The following is a 22,465-nucleotide window of genomic DNA, read 5'->3' as shown; positions in this document are numbered from 1 at the left end:
TGGGGGCAGGTTCCTAGGACTCGGGAACCACGGCGATTTCGGTCCGGCCCGGCGGCTTGACGGGGAGGATCACCAGGAGTCCGGCCAGCAGGACCACCATGATGCCCAGAATGCCCCAGCGCTGGGCTTCCCCCGCGGCAACCAGCGGGGTGGCTACCGTGATGCACAGGGTGAACAGGGCCGGAGCCAGGAAGCTGACGGCCCTGCCCGTGGTGGCGTAGAGCCCGAACAGCTCGCCGGATTCGCCATGCGGGGCCAGACGTGCCAGGTAAGCGCGGGAGGAGGACTGGGCGGGACCCACAAACAGGCTCAGGAACAATCCGAACACCCAGAACGTGGTGCCACCGGCCCACGCCGCGCCGAAGAAGACGTAGTCGCTGTTGCCCAGGACCAGAATCGCGGTTCCGGCGACCAGGAGCCCCACCAGCGAGCCGATGATGACCGACTTGGGTCCGATGCGGTCGTCCAGGAACCCGCCGATCATGGCACCCACTGCTGCAACCACATTGCCGAAGATCGCGAAGAAAATGACTTCCTTGAGCTCGAATCCGAAGGTTCCGGCGGCGATGATCCCGCCGAAGGTGAACACTGCCGCCAGCCCGTCACGGAAGATGGCGCTGGCCAGCAGGAAGTAGATGGTGTGCGGGCTGGTTTTGTAGATGGCCTTGATCCGGCGCACCAGCAGGCCGTAGGAGGCCAGGAACCCCAGCTTTGCGCCCCGCTGCGGCTTGGGCAGCTCGGGGACGGCAAACAGCACGGGCAGGGCAAAGATGAAGAACCACAGGGCCGAGAAGACCGCCACCAGACGGATGTTGAGGCTGTTTTCGGTGGAGGCCCCGAACCAGTCAAAGCTGGGCTGGACAAACAGCTGCAGCACGATCAGCAGCGCAACAATTCCACCGAGATAACCCATTCCCCAGCCGAAACCGCTGACCTTGCCGATGTTCTTCGGTGTTGAGATCTGCGCCAACATAGCGTTGTAATTGACGCCGGCGAACTCAAAAAACACATTCCCCAGGGCGATCAGTGAGACGCCCAGCAGCAGGAACTCCGGCCGCGGAAACACAAAGAAACACAGTGCGGTCAAAACCGCGACGGCGGCCGTGTTGACGCCCAGCCACAGCTTGCGGCGGCCGCCGGTGTCCGACCTCTGACCTGTGACGGGTGCCAGCAGGGCAATGGCCACGCCCGCAATGGCAAGCGCACCGCCGAGGACTGCGGATGCCTGGTCCTCGCCGCCGAACGCGTTAGACGTCAGGTACACAGTGAAAACGAACGTGGTCATCACCGCGTTGAAGGCCGCGGATCCCCAGTCCCACGCGGCCCAGGCAAGCACGCGTCCCTTGTCGGTGACCTGGTTCCCGGTTTCGAGTTCTGACCGGGGGTGCATGGCCTCAGGAGCCGTGGCGGAGTTCATAGGTGAATGCTATCCGGCCGTGGCGAACGCTGAGGGGAGATGCTTCCCGGACTGCCGGGAATTTTCCCGTAACTCCCGGTGAATGCGCGAAAACTGTCGGTGGGCCCTTGATAAACTGTCCGCACCGAACCTAACTTATGACCGCCTGCTCCAACTTTTTGACAATCGAATTCCTGACGTTGGGGAGACACCAGTGATTACAGTCCTTGCCGTGCACTTTGCGGTGGCTGCTGTGGCGCCGTTTCTGTTCAGGCGATTCGGCCGCAATTCGTTCTTCGCCCTGGCCGCTGTGCCGGGCGGATCGTTCGTCTGGTTGCTTCTGCAGCACAGTGCGGTGTATTCAGCGGCAGGATCCACGGCAGAAATCATTCCGTGGGTCCCGGCCCTCAAACTTGAGTTTGCCTTCCGGATGGATGCCCTGGCGTGGGTGATGTCGCTGCTGGTGCTGGGAGTGGGCGCGCTGGTTCTGGTCTACTGCGCCCGCTACTTCAAGGACAAGGACGACTACCTGGGCGGCTTCGCCGCCCAGCTGCTGGCGTTCGCCGGTGCCATGTTCGGACTGGTCATTGCCGATGACCTCCTTTTGATGTTCGTCTTCTGGGAACTCACCACGGTTCTTTCCTATCTGCTGATCGGCTACGCCCGTACCAGGTTGTCCGCCAGACGGTCTGCCCTTCAGGCCCTTATGGTCACCACCGCGGGCGGCCTGGCGATGCTGGTGGGCCTGATCATTCTCGGTTTCACTGCCGGCACCTACCGGATTTCCGCGATCCTGGAGCTGGCACCCACACTGGTGACGGGACCAACAGCGGGAGCCGTGGCGGCCGCCGTCGTACTGATCCTGATCGGTGCCATCACCAAATCGGCGCTGGTGCCGTTTCATTTCTGGCTCCCGGGCGCCATGGCGGCACCAACACCGGTGAGCGCTTATCTGCACGCCGCGGCCATGGTCAAGGCCGGCATCTACATCGTGGCGCGGATGGCACCAGGCTTCACGGACACCGCGTACTGGCCGCCCCTGGTGCTGGGACTTGGCCTCGCCACCATGCTGGTGGGCGGCTACCGGGCGCTGCGGCAGACCGACATCAAACTCATCCTCGCCTACGGCACTGTCAGCCAGCTGGGTTTCCTGACCATGGTGGTGGGACTCGGCACACCGGATGCGGCCCTGGCCGGCCTCGCGATACTGCTGGCGCACGGCCTGTTCAAGGCCACGCTTTTTCTGGTGGTCGGCATCATCGATCACCACTCCGGAACCCGCGATATCCACAAGCTATCCGGTGTCTTCCGATCCTCGCGCGCGCTGGGCGTTGTGGCGGGCATCGGCGCCGCCTCGATGGCTGGTGTGCCGCTGCTGGCAGGGTTTGTAGCCAAGGAATCGGTTCTTGAGGCCTTTGTCCACTTCGCCGGCGGTGACACCAGCGAGCAGAACCAGCCGTGGGGCATGCTTATCCTGGTTGGCGTTGTGCTTGGCTCGATTCTGACCTTTGCCTACAGTGCCCGCTTCATGTGGGGCGCCTTCGCCGTCAAACCGGGTGTTGACGCTACCCCGTTCAAGGCCATCCGGCCGTCATTCCTGGCGGCCCCGGCAATTCTCAGCGTATTGACCATCGCCTACGGCGTCTGGCCTGCCCCTGTGGACCAATGGATCCAGCCGTATGCGTCTTTGTTTGCGCACGGAACCTCTGAATCCGGAACGCCCGGCGCCGGCGGGCCCGACGTCGGAACGGTCGCTGGGCAGGCCGGCCACCTTGCGCTGTGGCACGGCTTCACACCGGCGCTCGGGCTGACAGCGGTCACTTTCGCGCTGGGGCTGGCGATGTTCTATGGACGCAACCTTGTGGCCCGGGCCCAGGGCCTGGTCCCAGGCTGGATCGATGCTGACCGCGGGTACCAGGCGGCCATCGGCGCCCTCGATGACACGGCCGTCTGGGTCACTGGCCGCACCCAGCGTGGTTCGCTCTACTTCTACCTGGCCGTCATCCTCACCGTTGCGTTTGTGCTTCCCCTGACTGCCCTGATCCTGGCCAACAAACCGCTGCCCGGCGGGCTGTACTTCATTGATCCCAACTCGCCGCTGCAGCTCGTAGCGGCAGCCGGAATCGTGATCGGAGCGCTGGCTGCTGTCCGCGCGAACAAGCGGTTCCTGGCGGTGCTGATGGTCTCCGTGACCGGCTACGGAATTGCCCTGATGTTCGCACTGCAGGGTGCTCCGGACCTGGCGCTGACCCAGATGCTGGTGGAGACCATCATCCTGGTGGCTTTTGTCCTGGCTATGCGCAGCCTGCCGGCCGAGCTCCGAGACCGTACCGGCGGCAAGTACCGGGTGATCCGCGTGATTATCGGGGTGGCGTTCGGCGTCACCATGATCTTTGTTGCCATTTACGCCATGGGGGCCCGTGTAGCGCTGCCGGTGTCACTGGAATTCCCCAAGCTGGCCTACGAAGGCGGTGGCGGCCTGAACATTGTCAACATCACGCTGGTGGACATCCGGGTCTGGGACACGTTCGGTGAAATCTCCGTACTGGCCCTTGCTGCCACCGGCGTGGCGAGCCTGATCTTCGTCCGGGGCCGCGGAGAAGGAATCCGGGCGTCGTCCACTGTGGCGGAGGGCAGCGTTGGCCGTCGGACGGGCGTCGACCACAATTCACGGGAGGCCGCAGCGCTGGCCCTGAGCCGGAAGTTCGCAGCATCCACCCGCGACGCCTGGCTGGTGGCGGGGCGGACCATGGCCCCGGAACGGCGGTCCATCATCTTTGAAGTCGTCACCCGGCTGATCTTCCACTCCATGATCATCTTCTCCATCTATCTGCTGCTGGCTGGACACAACCTGCCCGGCGGCGGATTCGCCGGCGGGCTGACGGCCGGACTGGCTCTCACCCTCCGCTATTTGGCCGGCGGACGCTTCGAACTCCGGGAGGCAACACCCATCAGCGCCGGAACGCTGCTCGGAGTCGGCCTGGCCACGACCGCGGCTTCCGGGATAGTGCCGCTGCTGCTGGGGGGCCAGATATTCCAGAGTGCCATCATCGAGCTGTGGCTGCCGGTCTTCGGGGACATCAAGTTCGTCACCTCCACCATTTTCGACATCGGCGTGTACATCGTGGTAATCGGGCTGGTGCTGGATGTCCTGCGCAGCCTGGGCGCCGAGATCGACGAACACTTCGAAGAGGACGCCGCAGGGCCCGCCGAGGACCAGGAGCCTGACAGTATCCCCGCCGGGGTCCCGGCCGGGACCACCGCCAAGAGCCAAGCATGAGCGTGAACCTGACCCTGCTGACCGTGATGGGTGCCCTGTATGCGTGCGGCATCTACCTGATCCTTGAACGAAGCCTGACCCGGGTGCTCCTGGGGCTGATGCTGCTGGCGAATGCCACCAACCTCCTGATCCTGGCCACAGGCGGCTACGCGGGGCTCGCCCCGATCTTTGCAGGAGACACGGATCCCCGGGACTACAACGACCCCCTGCCCCAGGCACTGATCCTGACATCAATCGTGATCTCCTTCGCCGTGACGGCGTTTATGTTAGGCATCATCTACCGCACGTGGGCGCTGGCCCGCCAGGATGAGATCCAGGACGACGTCGAGGACCGCCGTGTGGCGCAGACGCCAAGTTTCGATGCGGAAGACGACGCCGAAATTCCCGTTGAGACGTCCGAGTTTCCGCTGACGATGCTCGGCACCGACGGCCATGGTGTCACCACTACCGACGTCGACACAGGTGGCACCATTAAAGCCGGCGGCCGCCGGATCCCCGCCAAGGATGCGGCCGCGGAAGAGAAACCCGGCTCCCAAAACGTGACACCAGGCCCGGAAGGAGGCGTGAAGTGAACATCGCAAGCTTTGCCCCGCTCGCCGTCGGACTTCCCATCCTGGGCGCTGCCCTGACCTTTCTGCTGATCCGGCATTCCCGGGCGCAGCGGCTCGTGAGTATCTCACTGCTCTCGCTCACGCTGCTGCTGGAGTGCCTGTTGCTGGCCTCGGTCTGGGACGGAGGCACAGCGGCGGTGAACATCGCCGGCTGGCTGCCGCCGTGGGGGATTGTGCTGGTGGTGGACCAGTTCTCCTCGCTGATGCTGGTGGTCTCCTCTGTAGTCAGCCTGGCCGTGCTTATTTATGCCACGGGCCAGGGCATGGCCGACGGCGACCGCGACGCCCCCGTCTCGATCTTCCACCCCACCTACCTGATCCTGGTGGCCGGGGTATCAAACGCCTTCCTGTCCGGTGATCTGTTCAACCTGTATGTGGGGTTCGAGATCCTGCTGACCGCCAGTTACGTGCTGATCACCCTGGGCGGGACCGGGCCGCGGATCCGTGCAGGTGTCACCTACGTGGTGGTCTCTGTGGTGTCCTCGGTGCTCTTCCTCATCTCCATCGCCATGATCTACGGGGCCACGGGAACTGTGAACATGGCGGATCTGGCCATCAAGCTGGCAGACCTGGACCAGGGCACCAAGACGCTCCTGCACGTGATGCTGCTGGTGGCCTTCGGCATCAAGGCGGCGGTGTTCCCGCTGTCCTTCTGGCTCCCGGATTCGTATCCCACCGCCCCGGCCCCGGTTACTGCCGTGTTTGCCGGCCTGTTGACCAAGGTGGGTGTCTACGCGATGGTCCGGACGGAGACGCTGCTTTTTCCGGGCGATACGCTCAATTCGCCGCTGATGGTGGCCGCACTGCTGACCATGGTGGTGGGAATTCTTGGCGCGCTGGCCCAAAGTGACATCAAGCGTCTCCTGTCCTTTACCCTGGTCAGCCACATCGGCTACATGGTGTTCGGACTGGCAATGTCCTCCGTGGCCGGGCTCGGCGCGGCCGTGTTTTATGTGGCCCACCACATCACCATCCAGACCAGCCTCTTCCTGGTCACCGGCCTCATTGAACGCCGGGGCGGCAGTTCATCCGTGGACAGGCTGGCCGGCCTGGCCAAGCTTTCCCCGCTGCTGGCCATGCTGTTCTTTGTTCCGGCCATGAACCTGGCCGGCATCCCGCCGTTCTCCGGATTCCTGGGCAAGGTGGGGCTGATGCAGGCCGGGATCGCACTGGGCACACCGCTGGCCTACGCGCTGGTCATCGGTGGCGTGGTCACCAGCCTGCTGACCCTCCTGGCCGTGGCCCGCGTCTGGAACCGCGCCTTTTGGCGCAAACCCGAGGACGCCGAACACCCGGACCCTGTACTGCTGGCGGCTCCCGAGGATTCGGACACCGGACACCGGGCAGGGAGGAGTAACGTCACGCTTCTGCCGCGCACCATGGTGGGATCAACGTTGGGACTGGTGGCGGTGGGAATTGCCCTGACTGTTTTTGCGGGACCGCTCTTCAAATTATCCGAGCACGCCGCCCAGGACATGCTGGACCGCACATCCTACATCCAGGCCGTTCTAGGCGAGGACGCCTCTGTTCCGCCAACTACACAGGCAGTTGGTGGCAAATGAGCCGTAAACCCAGATCCATCCGGCAGGAAGTCCCGCTTCTCATCTGGCTGGTGATCGTCTGGGGTGCCCTGTGGCAGGACTTCAGCCCCGGCAATCTGCTGTTCGGTGGCGTGCTGGCTGTACTGGTGGCAAGGGTCTTTTACCTGCCGCCGGTGGAACTGAGCGGGCGCTTCAACATCCTGCGCGCCGTCCCGTTTGCGCTGATGTTTGTGGTCCGCGTTGCGGCTGCCAGCTTCCAGGTGCTGTATCTGGCGGTGGTCCAGGGGCCCACGGTGACCAACGCCGTCGTTGCGGTTCCGTTGCGGAGCCATTCGGACCTGATGGTGACGGCCACCGGGCACGTCATCTCGCTGATCCCGGGGTCGCTGGTGGTGGACGTGGACAGGTCTACCTCCACGCTGTACATCCACGGGCTGAACGTCCGCAACGGTGACGATGTGGTGAAGCTCCGCAGGGAAGTACAGGATACCGAGGCCGTACTGATCCGGATCATGGGCACCCATGACGAATTGTCGGCACTGAAACAGGAGGCCGCCGCTTGATGCAGATTGTCCTCACCGTTACCGCGGTGGTGCTGTCCCTGGCCGCCGCCGGGGCGATCATCAGGATTGCCAGGGGCCCTTCCCTGCTGGACCGGGTGCTGGCCTCCGACGTGCTTCTGGCCATCCTGGGCGCTGCCCTGTGCATCGACATGGCCGTGAACCGGCACCTGAACAACCTCATGTTGCTGGTGGCCCTGTCCATCATCGGGTTCATCGGATCGGTGACTGTGGCGCGGTTTGTGGCCGACCGGCGGGAGCCAGCCAATGAGTCCTGAGACCTTCGCCGTGGACAGCGTGATCGACGCCGTTTCGGCCGTCTTTATGGTGGTTGGCGCGCTGATGTCGCTGGCCGCGGCAATCGGACTGCTGCGCTTCCCGGACCTCATGAGCCGGATGCACGCCGCCACCAAACCCCAGGTGCTGGGCCTGTTCCTGCTGCTGGCCGCAATCGGTCTTCAGATGCGGAGCTGGTGGGTGTGGCCGGTGCTGGTGGTGGCCTGGATCTTCCAGCTGCTCACCGTGCCGGTGTCCGCGCACATGGTGGGCCGGGCCGGCTACCGCACCAAGCACCTGCACCGGGAACTGCTCAGCTCCGATGAGCTGGAGGCCGTGGTCCAGAAGGCGGCCAAGGCCGCGGATGCAGGGATGGACGACGCCGGTACGTCCGGCGGCAGCAGGCTGGACTGACGCTGCCGGCGGCGACGCGCAAAGGTTGCGGATCGCGCTGCGGATCGCGGAGGCGAGCTACGGTTGCTCTGCGAGCCAGTCGAAGGCGAAGTCAGCAACCTCTTCCCAGCCTGGCTGGTTGCAGATGAAGTGCGAGCGGTTTGTGAAATTCTTGAAGTCGACGGGATTTCCGGCCTTCTTATAGGCCGTCGCGTTCTTCTCGATCAACGGCAGCGGGGTCAGATGGTCGTGGTCGGCCGAGATCAGCAGGAGTGGCGCGTGCGGCACTGCGAAGTCGATGGAGGCTTCGCTGGTGAGGGTGCTCCGCGGCACGTTCCGGCTTTCCGGAACGACGTAGCGGCCGAAGGCCTCGTCGCCGGCCTCCTGGCTCATGGTGTTGCAGAACGTGTAGTGGAACCGCTTCGGCGTCATGATCACCGGCTTGTTTCCTGCGAACGGGTTGATGTGGGGGAAGTTCGCCCTGAGGAAATGCAGGTTCGCGGCGACGATGCCCCTGGGCGGTGCCGGGGAGACGGCCACGCCGGCGGCAGCGTAGCCGTCATTGACAAGTTATTGCACGACCAGGCCGCCAATGGAGTGGCCCATGATGACCGGCTGCTCCGGCAGGAGATCGATGAGTGCCTTGAAATGGTCCACGACCTGCCCGAACCTCAGTGCCCCAAGGGCAGGTCCGGATTCGCCCGAAGCCAGGCCGGCACGCCGTCATGATACGGCCATGATGGGGCTTGGCCGCCGTAGCCACGATCGGCACCGCGACGCTGCCACCCCTCCCAGCTCAAGCCGTTCAGGTACATGCCGTGGATGAAAATGATGGTCTTCGAAGCGGTCATGTCGATCTCCTAGCCCCTGTCAGTTGCCTGCCATCCGAGCACAGCCCCGATCACCGACGTGAAGGTGTCAGACGACGTCCTGCGTCTTGGCGAAGCGTGCGATGGCGTGCTGGGTACCGCGGTTGGCGAGCACCTGGATCAGAGTGCTGACCACAGCCGAAATCAGGGCGAAGGTCAGGGCGGAGCGAAGGCTGGTTTCGACGTCGTTCTTGCCCGTGGGCGGTTTGTTGCCGGTGGACTTTTCCCAGACACCGTTGACGAGTTTGGTGCCGACGAATCCGGCGCCGATGCTGACGCCGGTGCCAAGCAGTTTGATGAAGAGATTCATTCCGGGACTCCTTGCGGGAGGAAACAGGGCTGCCCCTAGCCTAGCGTCACGACTGGCCGCTCAGGCCAGCGACCGCGCTGCCAGCAGCTCCTCGAGACGGTCAAAGTCCTCGTCCATGCCGCTGTCCATCCCGCCGAGCATGGCGTCACGGTCCTCGACCGAGATGAAGACGGACAGGCCATCGATGCGGCTGCGTCCGTCAGGGAGATCTGTAAAAGTGAGGGTCTCGAGCGTCGGGTGGCCCGGGTCCCCTTCAAATTCAAAAGTCTGCACAATGCGGCTTGGTGCGGTGACTTCGTGGAACGAGCCATGGAAGGCCCATTCGCCGCTGCCGCCCGCGATAACGTAGCTCCAGCAGCCGCCGGTGGTGGGGTCGAACTTGCACATGGTCAGCTCGGTGCCTTGCGGTCCCACCCACTTAGACAGCAGTTCCGCGTCAGTGTGGGCTTCGAAGACCTGTGTGGCCGGAGCCTCGAAGTCGCGCGTAAAGGAGATGGTCTGCTCGCCCGGAGCAGCGGTTACGGTGCGTCGGTTTGTCATGGGCGTTCCTTCATCTTTTTCGAGCAGCGTATCGGGCCGCGCGTTCTGCTTCAAGAACCTGCCCCGGCCAAAACCTGCTCCGCCCAAGTCACAAAGCGAGACCCCGTCCCTGCCCCGCCAAACCCGGCCCCTGCGGTGTAAACTGGATCACGCCCACAAGGGCAGATTTATTTACGACAGGGGAGCGCCGCCGTCGGGCTCTGTAGCGATGCAGGAACCGTGGTGGGCGCTGAGAGTGCGGACAGCCGCAGACCCTCGAACCTGATCCGGCTAGTACCGGCGTAAGGGAGTCGAGTTCTCAAAGCGTCCGGCCGCGGGCGGCACCAGCCGTCAGGATCGAAGCCGGGGAGCGCTTTCCCCTCCTGTTCCTCAGGAGGACGACATGACAACTGCAGCAATCAAAAGAACCAGCTACAACTGGCGCGTAGTGGACATTGTGGTGGCGGCACTGATCGCCATCGCCGGCGGCGTGATCTTCTGGGCCTGGTCCCAGGGCGCCGCACTGGTGTCCGCACCCATGAACGCCGCCTACCCGCCCTTGACCGGGCTGATCGCCGGCGGTTGGATGATCCCGGCCGTGCTGGGCATGCTCATCATCCGCAAGCCCGGGGCCGCGCTGTTCTGCGAGACTGTCGCAGCAACAGGCGAACTCATCATGGGCTCGCAGTACGGCACCACGGTGCTCATCTCCGGGCTCCTCCAGGGCCTGGGCGCCGAACTCGTGTTCCTTGCCTTCGTCTACAAGAAGTTCAACCTGCCGGTTGCGCTGCTGGCCGGCGCCGGTGCGGGGTTCTTCGGCGGCCTGAACGATTCCTTCCTGCCCTGGGGCTGGAACATCGCCTACGAAGCCGGAGACAAGCTCGCGTACATCGTGTTCTGCGCCGTCTCCGGTGCCGTCATCGCCGGTGCCGTCTCCTGGATCGCCACGCGCGGCCTGGCCAAGACCGGCGCACTTGGCTCCTTTGCATCCCGCAAGGCAGCGACGGAGTCCGTCTTCAACTGATGACCGCTCCCGACCCCGCCTCTGCAGGGGTGCGGCCAGCCGCTGTTTCCGCACAGGGCTGGGGCTGGCGGCACGCAGGGCGGTCCACAGCTGCCGTCCAAGGGCTGGATCTGGACATCCGGCCCGGCGAGCGGGTACTGCTGCTCGGGCCCTCGGGCGCGGGTAAGTCCACGCTCCTGCATGCCCTGGCGGGTGTGCTGGGCGATGAGGACGACGACGCCGACGAGACTGGCTCGCTGCTGATCGACGGCACCGCCCCCCGCAGGCAACGCGGACGTGCCGGCCTGATGCAGCAGGACCCGGAAACGCAGGTGGTCCTGTCGCGACTTGGTGACGACGTCGCCTTCGGTGCCGAAAACCTTGCCGTGCCGCGGGGCGAGATCTGGCGGCGCGTGCATGAAGCGCTCGACGACGTCGGGCTGCGCACCGCCGCCGGCGGCGGTTTGCCTCTGGACCACCCGACGTCGGCCCTCTCCGGCGGGCAGAAGCAGCGCCTTGCGCTCGCCGGAATTCTCGCCATGCGCCCAGGGCTGATCCTGTTGGATGAGCCCACAGCCAACCTGGACCCGGCAGGCGTTCTGGAAGTCCGGGACGCCGTGGCCCGCTGCCTCGACAAGACCGGCGCCACGCTGGTGGTGGTGGAGCACCGGGTGTCCGTGTGGAAAGATCTGGTGGACCGGATTGTGGTGCTGCGGCCCGGGCGGTCCACGGAGACCGCGGTGCTGATCGACGGACCACCGGACCAGGTGCTGTCGCAGGCAAGGGACATGCTCGCCGCTGCCGGTGTCTGGGTTCCGGGCTACGTACCGGCCACACGGGCACGCACCGCCAATACTGGCAGCGGCGGGGGCCCTGCCGAACTGCTGCTCGCCGCCCAGGACCTTGCCGTGTCCAGGGAACGCCCGCGCCGCCGCGGCTTCCGCACCCTTCCTCCGGTCCCGGTGCAGTCCGGCCTCACGGCCCAGGTGCTGGCCGGGCACGCGCTCACGATCACCGGCCCCAACGGCTCCGGAAAATCCACCTTCGCCCTGACCCTCGCCGGACTCCTGGCGCCGGTGGACGGCAAGGTCTCTGCCGCCGTCGGGCTTTCAGACGGTGCCGGGATCGATCCCTTCACCTGGAAAGCGGAGCAGCTGATCGCCCGGATCGGGACCGTCTTTCAGGAACCCGAGCACCAGTTCGTCACCGGCAACGTGCTGGACGAGCTGATGTTCGGACCGCGCCACCTGGGCCGTGGCGGGGAGCGCGTGGATGAACTCCTGGAGCGGCTGCGGCTGACGCACCTCGTGGACGCCAATCCGTATACGCTCTCCGGCGGTGAAAAGCGGCGCCTTTCCGTTGCTACCGTGCTGGCCGCCCACCCGAAGGTGCTGGTCCTGGACGAGCCCACCTTCGGCCAGGACGCCAACACCTGGGCCGAGCTCGCATCGTTCCTGTCCGAACTGCTCGACGCCGGAACGGCCGTGGTCTCGGTGACCCACGACGCCGAGTTCAGCTCCGTGCTGGGCGGCTCCCAGCTGGAACTCACTGCCGCGGCGGCGGTTCCGGCATGAGAAATGAACTGATCCTGCGCGGCAACAACGCCCCGCTGACCCGCGCCAACCCGCTGGCCAAATTTGCCGCCGTCTTCCTCATTACCCTGGTGCTGGCACTTTCCATCGACTGGGTGTCCGCGTCCGTGGCATTGGTCTGCGAATTCCTGCTGTTCCCGCTGGCCGGGCTCACGTTCGCACTTTTATGGCAGCGCGGCTGGCCACTGATCCTGGCGGCGGCGGTGGGCGGCTGGAGCACGGCGATCGTCGCCGCGGACAGCGGTGACGTGCTGCTCGACGTCGGAATCTGGTCCATCAGCGAGGGTTCCTTGCAGCTGGGGCTCGGTTTTATGCTCCGCGGACTTGCCATCGCCTTGCCCGCAGTGCTGCTGATGAGCTGCACGGACCCCACCGATCTTGGCGATGCCCTGGCGCAGAAGGCAAAGCTGCCCCACCGTTTTGTGCTGGGAACGCTCGCGGCCATGCGTCTGGTGGGGCTGATGGCGGAGGAATGGCAGACCATCGGCATGGCCCGGCGTGCCCGGGGCGTCGGCTCGCACGGCACCCCCTTGCAGCGGCTGCGCGCCACACTGGGGCAAAGCTTCGGGCTGCTGGTCCAGGCCATCCGGCGCGCCTCCCGCCTTGCCGTCACCATGGAGGCACGGGGCTTCGGCGGAGCCAACCGGACCTGGGCCCGCGAATCCACCTACTCGCTGCTGGACGTGTGGGTGCTGCTCGGCGGCGTGCTGATCGCCGCCGCGGCGGTTACGGGCGCAGTCTCCGCCGGGACCTGGAACATGGTCTGGCAGGCGTCCTAAGGGACGGATGGGCTTCCTGCCGCCTAGTAAGCGCTCCGTCACATACCAAATGTCACAGAATGGTAACGAAAGTTTCCCGGCTATTTGCGGGGTTCACCATTCCGCCACACCGTAGTTGGCACTAAGGCTACGGGTGGTTGGCCGCGGCCCGTACGCGGGGTGCTCCAGGGCCGGATAGCTGTCAAATCCGGCGAAACCCGGTTGATGATGCCTCGATTCTCGCTAGGTTGGAACAGATGGTTCAACAACTCGCAGAACTCCAGACCAGCACGAGGATCGAAGCAAAATTCCGTAAACCGACCCTGAACGACGGGCAGTCCCTGTGGCGCATGGCCAGGAATTCTAAAGTCCTGGACCTGAACTCGTCCTATTCCTACCTGCTCTGGTGCCGCGACTTCGCTGCGACGTCGATCGTGGCCACGGTCGACGGAGAACCGGCCGGTTTCATCACCGGTTACATGCGTCCCGATGAGTCCGGCACCTTGATGGTGTGGCAGGTGGCCGTGGATGAGGCTTTCCGCGGCAGGAGACTGGCCGCCGCCATGCTTGAGCGCCTGTCGCTGCAGGTGGACGCCCACCGTGTTGAAACCACTATCACCGCCGACAATGAAGCCTCAATCCGACTGTTTACCGGTTTCGCGGCACGCCGCAAGGCGGCGTTGGAACGTCAGCCGCTGTTCACTCGGGACCTGTACCCGGACGGGCATGACACTGAGTTTCTCTACCGGATCGGTCCGCTGGACTGAACCGACGTAATAGATGAAGGAAGCCTTCCCATGACAGACATTTTCGAAACACTTGAATCCGAAGTCCGAAGCTATTGCCGAAGCTGGCCCGCCGTTTTCGAGCGGGCCCACGGATCCTCGCTGACCAGCGAGGACGGCCGGACTTACCTGGACTTCTTCTCGGGAGCGGGCGCGCTGAACTACGGCCACAACAACCCCGCCCTGCTGCAGCCGCTCCTCGAATACCTGGCGAGCGGGGCCGTGGTGCACTCCCTGGACATGAAGACTCCGGCCAAACGGAAGTTCCTGCAGACGTTCCAGGACGTCATCCTCAAGCCGCGGAACCTCGACTACAAGGTCATGTTCCCCGGACCCACCGGCACCAACTCCGTGGAAGCGGCGCTGAAACTTGCCCGCAAGGCCACCGGGCGCCAGCACATCCTCAGCTTCACCAATGCGTTCCACGGAATGACACTGGGATCCCTCTCCGTCACCGGTAACTCGATGAAGCGCCAGGGTGCCGGCATTCCGCTGACCAACAGCTCCAAGATCCCGTACGACGACTATTTCGACGGCGAGACGGCCGACTTCCTCTGGCTTGAGCGCGTCTTGGAGGACAGCGGTTCCGGCGTGGACAAGCCGGCCGCCGTCATCGTGGAGACCGTCCAGGGCGAAGGCGGCCTGAACGCCGCCCGGGCGGAGTGGCTGCGCGGGCTCTCGGACCTTTGCACGAGGTATGAAATCCTGCTGATCGTCGACGACGTGCAGGCCGGCTGCGGCCGAACCGGAACTTTCTTCAGTTTCGAGGAGGCCGGCATCACCCCGGATATTGTCTGCCTGTCCAAGTCCATATCGGGCTACGGGCTGCCGCTGGCACTGACCCTGTTCCGTCCGGAACTGGACATCTGGTCCCCGGGAGAGCACAACGGTACTTTCCGCGGCCACAACCCCGCATTCGTAACCGGTACCGCAGCACTGGAAACCTACTGGCGTGACGGCGCCTTCCAGAAGCAGGTGGGTGCGCGGATCGTCCAGCTGCACGAAGGACTGGGGCGCATCGCCGCATCTGTCGAGGGCGCCAAGGTCCGGGGCCGCGGGCTTCTGGCCGGCGTGATCTTCCCCGATGCCGAATCGGCGGGGAAGATCGCCGCGGAAGCCTACGAGCACGGACTGCTGGTGGAGACTTCCGGGCCGGAGAGCGAAGTCATCAAACTGATGCCCGCGCTGACCATCAGCGCCGAGGACCTGGACCGGGGCCTGGACATCCTGACCGAGGCCACCCGTGCCGCCACGGAGGCCCGGGAACTCGCCGGAGCGCTCTAAGCCTCGCCGTCCCGCATCACCCAAACCGAGCAGATTGAGGATTGCCAATGATTGTTACCAACCTGGCCGAGCTGAACGATACGGACCGCGACGTGAAGTCCGAGACCTGGCGCAGCCGGCGGATGGTCCTGGCGGGAGAGGGCGTGGGCTTCTCGTTCCACGACACCGTGATCTACGCCGGCACGACCTCCACCTTCCACTACGCGAATCACGTGGAAGCTGTCTACTGCGTACAGGGCGAAGGGACGCTGACCAACGAGGTCACGGGCGAGGTCCACGATCTGCGGGACGGCACCATGTACCTCCTGGACGGCAAGGAGAAGCACAGTGTCCGGGCCGAAACGGAACTGCGGATGGCCTGTGTGTTCAATCCTCCGGTCACGGGGCGAGAGGTCCACGACGAAAACGGTGTCTACCCTCTCGTCGAAATGTCGAAATAGAGCAGATGGGCTGGCTGCGATAAGGGTTGGTCCGGGCACGATCGTTGCCCGGACCTACCAGCGTTTATCGCACAAGACGAATATTTTGTGAGCTGGACGGCAATTGGGTGCCGGTTGGTCCTCGGAATAACTCATCTGTGATATTTTTTGCTCATGACTCAAGAGACTGCTGAACACGTTGGCTCCATGCTCCGGGACGCGCGGGGCGAAAGAGGCTGGACACAGGGCCAGCTCGCCGCTGAACTCGGCACCAGCCAGAGCGCCATTGCCCGCATGGAACAGGGCAAGCAGAATCTCAGCCTCAAGATGATCCAACGTTTGGAGGCCATTTTGGGCCGCACCCTCGTTGAGGTGGGCAAGCCGCAAATGACCCACCTTCGCGTGGAGGGCGGGCGCACACTGTCCGGTGCCGTTGACGTCAACACCAGCAAGAACGCCGGCGTGGCCCTGCTGTGCGCCAGCCTCATCAACCGCGGCACCACCACGCTGCGCCGGCTGGCCCGGATCGAGGAGGTCAACCGGATTGTTGAAGTCCTCACCAGTATCGGCATGGAGTGCACCTGGCTCAACGCCAGCGATCTCCAGCTACGCCGCCCCGCCACCCTGGACCTGGACTCCATGGATGTGGAGGCCGCCCGCCGCACCCGCAGCGTGATCATGCTGCTGGGGCCGCTCCTCGATGAGTCCGCCGAGTACCGGCTGCCGTACGCGGGCGGCTGCGACCTTGGCACGCGCACCGTGCAACCCCACATGCAGGCGCTGCGTCAGTTCGGACTGAGCGTGGAGGCGACCGCCGGCTTCTATACGGTTCAGGCCCCGCCGTCCGACGGCCACGACCGCACCTTCGTGCTGAGCGAACGCGGCGACACCGTCACGGAGAACGCCATCATGGCGGCAGCGCACCGGCGCGGCACCACCATCATCCGCAATGCCAGCCCCAACTACATGGTCCAGGACCTCTGCTTCTACCTGCAGATGCTTGGCGTGGAGATTGATGGCGTGGGCACCACCACGCTGAAGATCACCGGCCGCCCGTCCATTGACGTCGACGTCGAGTACTTCCCCTCCGAGGATCCCATCGAGGCGATGAGCCTCATCACGGCCGGCATCGTGACCAACTCCGAGGTCACCATCCGCCGGGTTCCCATCGAGTTCATGGAGATCGAGCTGGCCACGCTGGAGCAGATGGGCCAGCAGCTGGAAATCTCAGGGGAGTACCTTGCCCGCAACGGCCGCACCCGACTGGTGGATGTGACCACCAAGCCTTCGGAGCTGCGTGCGCCCGAGGACAAGATCCACCCCATGCCGTTCCCCGGCCTGAACATCGACAACCTGCCGTTTTTCGCGGTCATTGCCGGTAACGCCCACGGCCAGACCCTGATTCACGACTGGGTCTATGACAACCGCGCCATCTACCTGATGGAGCTGAACAAACTGGGTGCCCGGGTGCAGCTGCTGGACCCGCACCGGATCTACGTCAACGGGCCCACCAAATGGCGTGCTGCGGAGATCGGCTGCCCGCCGGCACTGCGCCCGGCCGCCTGCCTGCTGCTGGCCATGCTCGCGGCCCGTGGTACGTCCGAACTGCGCAACATCTACGTGATCGAGCGCGGCTATGAGGACCTGGCTGAGCGCCTCAACACCATCGGCGCCAAGATCGAGTACTTCCAGGACTAGCCGGCCGGCGCTGCGGCGGATTCCGCGCCATCATTCGTAGGACCCAGATCGTGGGGCACGCCCCTGCCCGGGCGCCTGCCCGGCTGGGGCGAATCATCGCGCCGAATCCGCCGCTGCCGCAGCTTGCCCTTCAGGGGCGCGGCCGGCCGCGGCCCAGCATGGCCCGTATTTCGGCCAGAACAGGGCCCGGACGGTTCCAAATCTGCTCGGGCGCATAGCTGAGCACTACGTAGCCCTGAGCCTGCGCCGCGTTGGACCTGCCCATGTCCTTGCGCCATGCATCCCGTGAGCTGTGAAACTGGAAGCCGTTGATCTCGACGATGAGCCAGCCGTCTATCAGAAAGTCCACCCGTCCCACGCCTGGGATCTGGGCCTGCCGCCGGAAGCTGAGCCCTGCAGAGTCGAACAGCAGCCGGGCGCTGATCTCCGGCATGGACTCGGACAGGCCGTCCGCTTTGGCCAGTCTCTTACGGGCAGTGCCGTAGTACTTGGCCTGCAGCTCGCATTCAATCAAGGCACGCGGCAGCTGCAGGTTTCGAAAGGCGGATTCCGCCATGGCGATGGCGTCCACCTCATCAAGGCAGGTGAGGCCATGGATCACAGTATCTTCCAGGCTGGCGATAGGCAGGCGGTCATCTGCGTCGAAGCGAAGGCGGCGGTGGTTTCCGGACCGGTGTCTTCGGGGATGCTTACTTGCCAGATGCAGACGGCCGGGCCTGTCCTTCTGCCACAGCTTGTACCGGGCTCCGGACGAAGCGCACGTCAGGACCGCGTTGTTGATGATGGCGTCGAGAAACTCCGGGTCTGCACCGGGCAAGGCCCAAATTCCCTTGCGGGGTTGGTGGGCTCCCGTAGCGGCGAGTCCCCGGACAGCGCGTTCGGAGTAGCCTTCGCAGCGCAGCAAGCCAACCCGGGCCACGCCGCCAAGGGATTCGAGAAAGTCCAGGGGATCCATGGACTGAGCTACTCACGGATCTGGCCGCAGCTGGCGTCCGGAATGACGCCATGTGGACAAACCCGGGTGGGGAGGAAGGGTCCGGCGTCGGAATCCGCGCCATGATTGACGCCGGCCACACTGGTGGCGCGGGATTCCGGGCCTCGCGGATTGGTCCAACGGAATGATGGCGCAGAATCCGTCGGGCGGCGGGTCCCAGCGGCCTTCATGGGCTGTTTGGACGGCCCCGGCTGGCGCACAATGTATGCATGCGCACTTTCGGTGTGGAGGAAGAGCTCCTGATCGTGGATCCCGGAACTGGGGAGCCACTGGCACTGGCCGAGGCCCTGCTGGCCAGCCACCGGCTAGCGGCGGACGATGCACCGGGACCACAGGCCATGGACCCGGCGCTCGCCCGGTTGCGGGAAGCGGCGGAAAAGGCCGCCGCCGACGAAATGGGCCTGAGTGCCGAGCTCAAGCTTGAGCAGATCGAGACCCAGACCCGGCCGTGCCGTGACTATGGGGAAATACTCCGGCAGATCAGGCAAGGCCGCGCGCTCGCGGACCGGGCAGCCCGGCAGCACGGGGCGCGGGTGGCCGCACTGGCCACCTCCCCGCTGGCCTCCACCCCGCACACCACCCCGAACCCCCGGTACGCCACCATGCAGGAACGGTTCGGGCTGACCGTCCACGAGCAGCTGACCTGCGGCTTCCACGTCCACACCTTCATTGAGTCTCCGGAGGAAGGAGTGGCCGTGCTGGACCGGATCCGGGACAAGCTCGCTGTGCTGACGGCGATCAGCGCCAACTCGCCCTTCTGGAACGGTGTGGAAACAGGGTTTGAAAGCTACCGCACGCAGGCCTGGAACCGCTGGCCGACGTCGGGCCCGTCTTCCATCTACCGCACCCTGTCCACCTACCGGCGCGTGGTCACCCGCTTGCTGGACAGCGGTGTGCTGCTCGATGAGGGCATGATCTATTTTGATGCGCGGCTGTCCCGCAAGCACCCCACCGTTGAGGTCCGCGTAGCGGATGTCTGCCTGCGCGCGGAGGACGCGGCGCTGATTGCCGTGATGGTGCGTGCCCTGGTGGAGTCGGCCAGCCGGGAATGGCAAGACGGCGTGGACCCGGCTCCGGTGCCCACGATTCTGCTGCGGATGGCGGCCTGGCAGGCCAGCAACTGCGGGCTCCGCGGCCACTTGCTGGATTTCGGAAGCTTCCGGCCGGCGCCCGCCGAAGAGGTGGTTCATTCCCTGGTCGAGTACCTGACACCCGTACTGGCAGAGCAGGGCGAACTCGAGCTGGTCCGACACAGCGTCCGGACTATCCTGACGCGCGGCACGGGCGCGGCGGAGCAGCGCAAGCTGCGCGATGCGGAGGCTGGGAAGGCGGCCGACGGCGGCGGGCTGGGTGCCGTCGTCGCTTATGCCGTGCGCGTGACCATGAGCGGGGTGGATGCCGGCCCGGGCCACGAAACGGACGGTGGCGCGGAGCAGCCCCCGGTGCTGCTCCGGGTGCGCCAGTCCTGACGGCGTCCGCTGGCGGATCTTGCTGAAAGCTATGCCCGTTCCGGACCTCCGGGCGCATCCGTTGGTTCTTCGTAGATGCACAGATAGATGCCGACCGCCTGCTCCACCAGATAGAACACGAATGGCGGGATGTCCTTCTTGGCCAGGAGAACGGCGCCGAATAGCGGGGCGCTGGCGGCCGCCAGGAATCCCACCCATCGTTTCAAGGGCGTGCGAAGCAGGGCAGATCCGAGCGCACCCAGCGCCACAATATGGAGTCCGCAATAGCCGAGAAAGGGCCAGGCCGGTCCGCCCCGGTAGGCGAAACGCTCGAGGTCTGAGGCGCGATCTGACACGGCGGCGATGAACAACGGAGCGCCGGCGAGCAGGGACGTGGCGGCAGCCGTTGCCAGCGTTTTCGAGGGGCCCGGACGAAGCGCCCGCGCGAATGCAGCGAACCCGAAGGGCACGGCGGCGGTGCCGGCTGAGGTCAGGAACTGCCCCGCTACCCAGACCCGTCGGGAGCGCTCTAGCAGGGCCAGCCGCGCAGCGGAGTCGGCCGTCGTGTAGACGCGCGGCGCAGGGGAAATTCCGACTCCCCAGACAACTGTTCCTGCGACGATAACGGCACCTGCCTGGCGGTACGGACGGTTCCTGCTCACGGCGGACTCTCCACGAAATGACCCGCCGCGGTGGATATTTTCCGCGCCGATAATGCCCATAAGGCTGAACGTACGCCGGAGTTCCGCCGTGGTCAACGCACAGTCAGGCGGCTTCTGAATGCGCCGTGGAGGCTAGATCTGCTTGAGCGCCCGCTCCAGGTCCCCGATCAGGTCCTCCACGTCTTCCAATCCCACGGATAGCCGCACCACGCCGTCGCTCAGGCCGATGGCCGCGCGGCCTTCGGGCCCCATGGCCCGGTGCGTGGTAGTGGCCGGGTGGGTGATGAGGGACTTCGCGTCGCCGAGGTTGTTGGAAATGTCGATGATGCGCAGCCCGTCCAGCAGCGCGAAGGCGGCGTCCTTGCCTGACTTGCCGGCCGTCGTCGCAAGTTCCAGGGTGAGCACGGTGCCGCCGGCCTTCATTTGTTTGGCGGCGAGCTCAAACTGCGGGTGGGATTTCAGCAGCGGGTACTTCACCCAGCTGACGGCGGGCTGTTCCTCAAGCCATTCGGCCAGGCGAAGAGCGGACGCGGATGAGTGGTTCACCCGCAGGGCCATGGTCTCCAGTCCTTTGGTCAGCACCCACGCATTAAACGCAGACAGCGCCGGACCGGTGTGCCGCATGAGCTGCTTCACGGGACCGTCGATGTACTCCTTGGTGCCCAGGATCGCCCCGCCCAGCACGCGGCCCTGGCCGTCGATGTGCTTGGTGCCCGAGTAGACGATGACGTCCGCGCCGAGCTCGCCGCAGCGTTGCAGCAGGGGCGTGGCAAAAACGTTGTCGACGACGACCGTGGCGCCGGCGGCGTGCGCGAGTTCGCTCACCGCGGCGATGTCCACGATTTCCTGCATGGGGTTCGACGGCGACTCGAAGAAGACCGCGGCGGCTGGCACGGACAGTGCCTCGCGCCATTGCTCGAGGTCCGGTCCGTCCACGAAGACCGTCTCCACGCCCCAGCGCGGCAGAATCTCGTTCAGGATCACAAAGCAGGAGCCGAACAACGAGCGCGCGGCAACCACACGGTCGCCGGCGGCCAGCAGCGCACCCAGTGCGGTGAACACAGCAGACATGCCCGACGCCGTCGCAAAGCACGCCTCGGTGCCTTCAAGCAGCCGGAGCCGTTCCTGGAAGGTGGCCACTGACGGGTTGCCGTAGCGGGAGTAGACGAAGCGCTCGTCCTCGCCGGTGAAGGCGCGCTCAGCGGCGGCCGCGGATTCGTAGACGAACCCGGAGTTCAGGAACACGGGCTCAGTGGTTTCCTGGAAATTGGTGCGGTCAAGCCCTCCGCGGACGGCCTGGGTTTCAGGGCTCCAGCCGGCGGCGTCTTTATTGAATGTCACTTAGTTTCGTCCCAAACTGATCGGCAGGCCGCGGTTCTTCCAGCCGTTGACGGTGCGCTCACCGTAACGGTCCGGCTCGCCCTCAAAGCCTTCAAGTACGTTGTATGAAGTGTGGCCGGCCTGCGTTGCCGCGATGGCGGCGGCGATGGAGCGCTGGCCGGAGCGGCACAGGAAGACGAGTTCGACGCCGGTGTCCTCCGGGGCCTGTAGCTTCAGCTCCTCGTTCAGCTCCTCGTTTAACTCAGTGATGAAGTCCGGGTTGGGGATGCCACCCGGGAAAGTCCATTGGATGAACAGAGGACGGTGTGCTGTTGCCAGGCGCGCCGCAGGATCCGGGATGCCGATGTGCGCCCATTCGCCCTCGGTCCGGACGTCCACCAGAATGGCGCCCTCTTCCAGTTTGGCCCAGGCATCCTGCGGGGTCAGATCGCCGGCGTAGCTCACGCGTGGCCCTCGCCGTCGAACTCTTCATCCAACTGGTCCACTGCGGTGGCCACGGCGGCGTCGGCACTGGCGATGGCTGCCGGCAGGACGACGGCCTGCGCCACGATCACGCTGGTGCCGTTGAACGCGGCAGCAGGGCTGCCGTGCAATACGTAGCCTTCGGCCAGAGCGGCGGAGATGCGCTCACAGAATTCACGGGTGTCCGGTCCCGATATCAGGCGGTAGGACAGTTTTTCCTCGGCAGGGGCCGGGGCGGGCGCGTCAGACATGACGGATCTCCTT

The 22,465-nt window shown here is 65.1% G+C and carries 24 protein-coding genes and 1 riboswitch; of the genes, 14 read left to right on the top strand and 10 right to left on the bottom strand.

Going from position 1 to position 22,465, the window contains the following annotated elements:
* Nucleotides 1-13 precede the first annotated feature (13 nt).
* Nucleotides 14-1,417 carry an MFS transporter gene (locus tag ACQCST_RS18985; protein ID WP_426997309.1) on the bottom strand — a complete coding sequence of 468 codons (1,404 nt, stop codon included), beginning with the start codon at nucleotides 1,415-1,417 and terminating at the stop codon, nucleotides 14-16.
* A 193-nt stretch (nucleotides 1,418-1,610) separates the two neighbouring features.
* On the opposite strand from ACQCST_RS18985, the gene ACQCST_RS18980 reads away from it, so the two are divergent.
* The 6 genes from ACQCST_RS18980 to mnhG are packed head-to-tail and all read left to right on the top strand — an operon-like array spanning nucleotide 1,611 to nucleotide 8,078.
* On the top strand, nucleotides 1,611-4,676 hold the full coding sequence (locus tag ACQCST_RS18980) for a Na+/H+ antiporter subunit A (protein ID WP_426997308.1): 3,066 nt from the start codon (nucleotides 1,611-1,613) through the stop codon (nucleotides 4,674-4,676).
* Entirely contained in the window at nucleotides 4,673-5,248 is a 576-nt protein-coding gene (locus tag ACQCST_RS18975; protein ID WP_426997307.1) for a Na(+)/H(+) antiporter subunit C, read from the top strand. Before ACQCST_RS18980 ends, ACQCST_RS18975 begins: the two co-directional genes overlap by 4 nt.
* Complete coding sequence (locus ACQCST_RS18970; RefSeq protein WP_426997306.1) at nucleotides 5,245-6,849, top strand: Na+/H+ antiporter subunit D; 1,605 nt, start codon at nucleotides 5,245-5,247, stop codon at nucleotides 6,847-6,849. The genes ACQCST_RS18975 and ACQCST_RS18970 overlap by 4 nt, the downstream gene beginning before the upstream one ends.
* Nucleotides 6,846-7,391, top strand: coding sequence for a Na+/H+ antiporter subunit E (locus ACQCST_RS18965; RefSeq protein WP_426997305.1), 546 nt, complete (start codon nucleotides 6,846-6,848; stop codon nucleotides 7,389-7,391). The genes ACQCST_RS18970 and ACQCST_RS18965 overlap by 4 nt, the downstream gene beginning before the upstream one ends.
* Nucleotides 7,391-7,666 (top strand): monovalent cation/H+ antiporter complex subunit F, encoded by a 276-nt coding sequence (locus tag ACQCST_RS18960; protein ID WP_426997304.1) that lies wholly within the window; start codon nucleotides 7,391-7,393, stop codon nucleotides 7,664-7,666. The genes ACQCST_RS18965 and ACQCST_RS18960 overlap by 1 nt, the downstream gene beginning before the upstream one ends.
* The gene (gene mnhG / locus ACQCST_RS18955; RefSeq protein WP_426997303.1) at nucleotides 7,656-8,078 is read left to right on the top strand and encodes a monovalent cation/H(+) antiporter subunit G; all 423 of its coding nucleotides are present in this window, start codon (nucleotides 7,656-7,658) and stop codon (nucleotides 8,076-8,078) included. The genes ACQCST_RS18960 and mnhG overlap by 11 nt, the downstream gene beginning before the upstream one ends.
* A 57-nt stretch (nucleotides 8,079-8,135) precedes the next feature.
* Here mnhG and ACQCST_RS18950 read toward each other — a convergent pair whose 3' ends face one another.
* From ACQCST_RS18950 to ACQCST_RS18935, 4 genes are all read right to left on the bottom strand, one after another.
* Entirely contained in the window at nucleotides 8,136-8,597 is a 462-nt protein-coding gene (locus tag ACQCST_RS18950) for a hypothetical protein (RefSeq protein ID WP_426997302.1), read from the bottom strand.
* A gap of 131 nt (nucleotides 8,598-8,728) precedes the next feature.
* Nucleotides 8,729-8,908 (bottom strand): hypothetical protein, encoded by a 180-nt coding sequence (locus ACQCST_RS18945; protein ID WP_426997301.1) that lies wholly within the window; start codon nucleotides 8,906-8,908, stop codon nucleotides 8,729-8,731.
* A 67-nt stretch (nucleotides 8,909-8,975) separates the two neighbouring features.
* Nucleotides 8,976-9,236: a DUF4235 domain-containing protein gene (locus ACQCST_RS18940; protein WP_426997300.1), complete on the bottom strand. Its 261-nt coding sequence runs from the start codon at nucleotides 9,234-9,236 to the stop codon at nucleotides 8,976-8,978.
* A gap of 60 nt (nucleotides 9,237-9,296) precedes the next feature.
* A complete protein-coding gene (locus ACQCST_RS18935; protein WP_426997299.1) occupies nucleotides 9,297-9,776 on the bottom strand; it encodes an SRPBCC family protein in 480 nt (159 codons plus the stop codon).
* Between the two features lie 168 nt (nucleotides 9,777-9,944).
* A riboswitch (TPP riboswitch) is annotated at nucleotides 9,945-10,082 on the top strand.
* Between the two features lie 76 nt (nucleotides 10,083-10,158).
* On the opposite strand from ACQCST_RS18935, the gene ACQCST_RS18930 reads away from it, so the two are divergent.
* The 7 genes from ACQCST_RS18930 to ACQCST_RS18900 all read left to right on the top strand — a co-directional run bounded on the left by ACQCST_RS18930 (nucleotide 10,159) and on the right by ACQCST_RS18900 (nucleotide 17,294).
* The gene (locus ACQCST_RS18930; protein ID WP_426997298.1) at nucleotides 10,159-10,779 is read left to right on the top strand and encodes an ECF transporter S component; all 621 of its coding nucleotides are present in this window, start codon (nucleotides 10,159-10,161) and stop codon (nucleotides 10,777-10,779) included.
* Nucleotides 10,779-12,332, top strand: coding sequence for an ABC transporter ATP-binding protein (locus tag ACQCST_RS18925; RefSeq protein ID WP_426997297.1), 1,554 nt, complete (start codon nucleotides 10,779-10,781; stop codon nucleotides 12,330-12,332). The genes ACQCST_RS18930 and ACQCST_RS18925 overlap by 1 nt, the downstream gene beginning before the upstream one ends.
* Complete coding sequence (locus tag ACQCST_RS18920) at nucleotides 12,329-13,129, top strand: energy-coupling factor transporter transmembrane component T family protein (RefSeq protein ID WP_426997296.1); 801 nt, start codon at nucleotides 12,329-12,331, stop codon at nucleotides 13,127-13,129. The genes ACQCST_RS18925 and ACQCST_RS18920 overlap by 4 nt, the downstream gene beginning before the upstream one ends.
* A gap of 236 nt (nucleotides 13,130-13,365) precedes the next feature.
* Nucleotides 13,366-13,875, top strand: a complete 510-nt coding sequence (gene ectA, locus ACQCST_RS18915) for a diaminobutyrate acetyltransferase (RefSeq protein ID WP_426997295.1) — start codon at nucleotides 13,366-13,368, stop codon at nucleotides 13,873-13,875.
* Nucleotides 13,876-13,905: 30 nt separating this feature from the next.
* The gene (ectB, locus tag ACQCST_RS18910; protein ID WP_426997294.1) at nucleotides 13,906-15,177 is read left to right on the top strand and encodes a diaminobutyrate--2-oxoglutarate transaminase; all 1,272 of its coding nucleotides are present in this window, start codon (nucleotides 13,906-13,908) and stop codon (nucleotides 15,175-15,177) included.
* 47 nt (nucleotides 15,178-15,224) lie between these two features.
* Nucleotides 15,225-15,617, top strand: coding sequence for an ectoine synthase (locus ACQCST_RS18905; RefSeq protein ID WP_426997293.1), 393 nt, complete (start codon nucleotides 15,225-15,227; stop codon nucleotides 15,615-15,617).
* Between the two features lie 153 nt (nucleotides 15,618-15,770).
* On the top strand, nucleotides 15,771-17,294 hold the full coding sequence (locus tag ACQCST_RS18900; protein WP_426997292.1) for a UDP-N-acetylglucosamine 1-carboxyvinyltransferase: 1,524 nt from the start codon (nucleotides 15,771-15,773) through the stop codon (nucleotides 17,292-17,294).
* Between the two features lie 130 nt (nucleotides 17,295-17,424).
* Here the strand turns inward: ACQCST_RS18900 and ACQCST_RS18895 are convergent, their stop codons facing one another.
* Nucleotides 17,425-18,249, bottom strand: a complete 825-nt coding sequence (locus ACQCST_RS18895; protein ID WP_426997291.1) for an endonuclease domain-containing protein — start codon at nucleotides 18,247-18,249, stop codon at nucleotides 17,425-17,427.
* 248 nt (nucleotides 18,250-18,497) lie between these two features.
* On the opposite strand from ACQCST_RS18895, the gene ACQCST_RS18890 reads away from it, so the two are divergent.
* Nucleotides 18,498-19,757, top strand: coding sequence for a glutamate--cysteine ligase 2 (locus tag ACQCST_RS18890; RefSeq protein WP_426997290.1), 1,260 nt, complete (start codon nucleotides 18,498-18,500; stop codon nucleotides 19,755-19,757).
* A gap of 29 nt (nucleotides 19,758-19,786) precedes the next feature.
* Here the strand turns inward: ACQCST_RS18890 and ACQCST_RS18885 are convergent, their stop codons facing one another.
* The 4 genes from ACQCST_RS18885 to ACQCST_RS18870 form a co-directional block, all read right to left on the bottom strand.
* Nucleotides 19,787-20,398, bottom strand: a complete 612-nt coding sequence (locus ACQCST_RS18885; RefSeq protein ID WP_426997289.1) for a hypothetical protein — start codon at nucleotides 20,396-20,398, stop codon at nucleotides 19,787-19,789.
* Nucleotides 20,399-20,530: 132 nt separating this feature from the next.
* Nucleotides 20,531-21,739 carry an O-succinylhomoserine sulfhydrylase gene (locus tag ACQCST_RS18880; RefSeq protein WP_426997288.1) on the bottom strand — a complete coding sequence of 403 codons (1,209 nt, stop codon included), beginning with the start codon at nucleotides 21,737-21,739 and terminating at the stop codon, nucleotides 20,531-20,533.
* Complete coding sequence (locus ACQCST_RS18875; RefSeq protein WP_426997287.1) at nucleotides 21,740-22,183, bottom strand: rhodanese-like domain-containing protein; 444 nt, start codon at nucleotides 22,181-22,183, stop codon at nucleotides 21,740-21,742.
* Nucleotides 22,180-22,452, bottom strand: coding sequence for a DUF1737 domain-containing protein (locus ACQCST_RS18870; protein WP_426997286.1), 273 nt, complete (start codon nucleotides 22,450-22,452; stop codon nucleotides 22,180-22,182). The genes ACQCST_RS18875 and ACQCST_RS18870 overlap by 4 nt, the downstream gene beginning before the upstream one ends.
* Nucleotides 22,453-22,465 lie beyond the last annotated feature (13 nt).

The organism is Pseudarthrobacter sp. N5 (assembly GCF_050157035.1).
Classification (GTDB): Bacteria; Actinomycetota; Actinomycetes; order Actinomycetales; family Micrococcaceae; genus Arthrobacter.
Note: the sequence above shows the minus strand (reverse complement) of the source record. Positions and strands in the feature narration are given on the sequence as shown.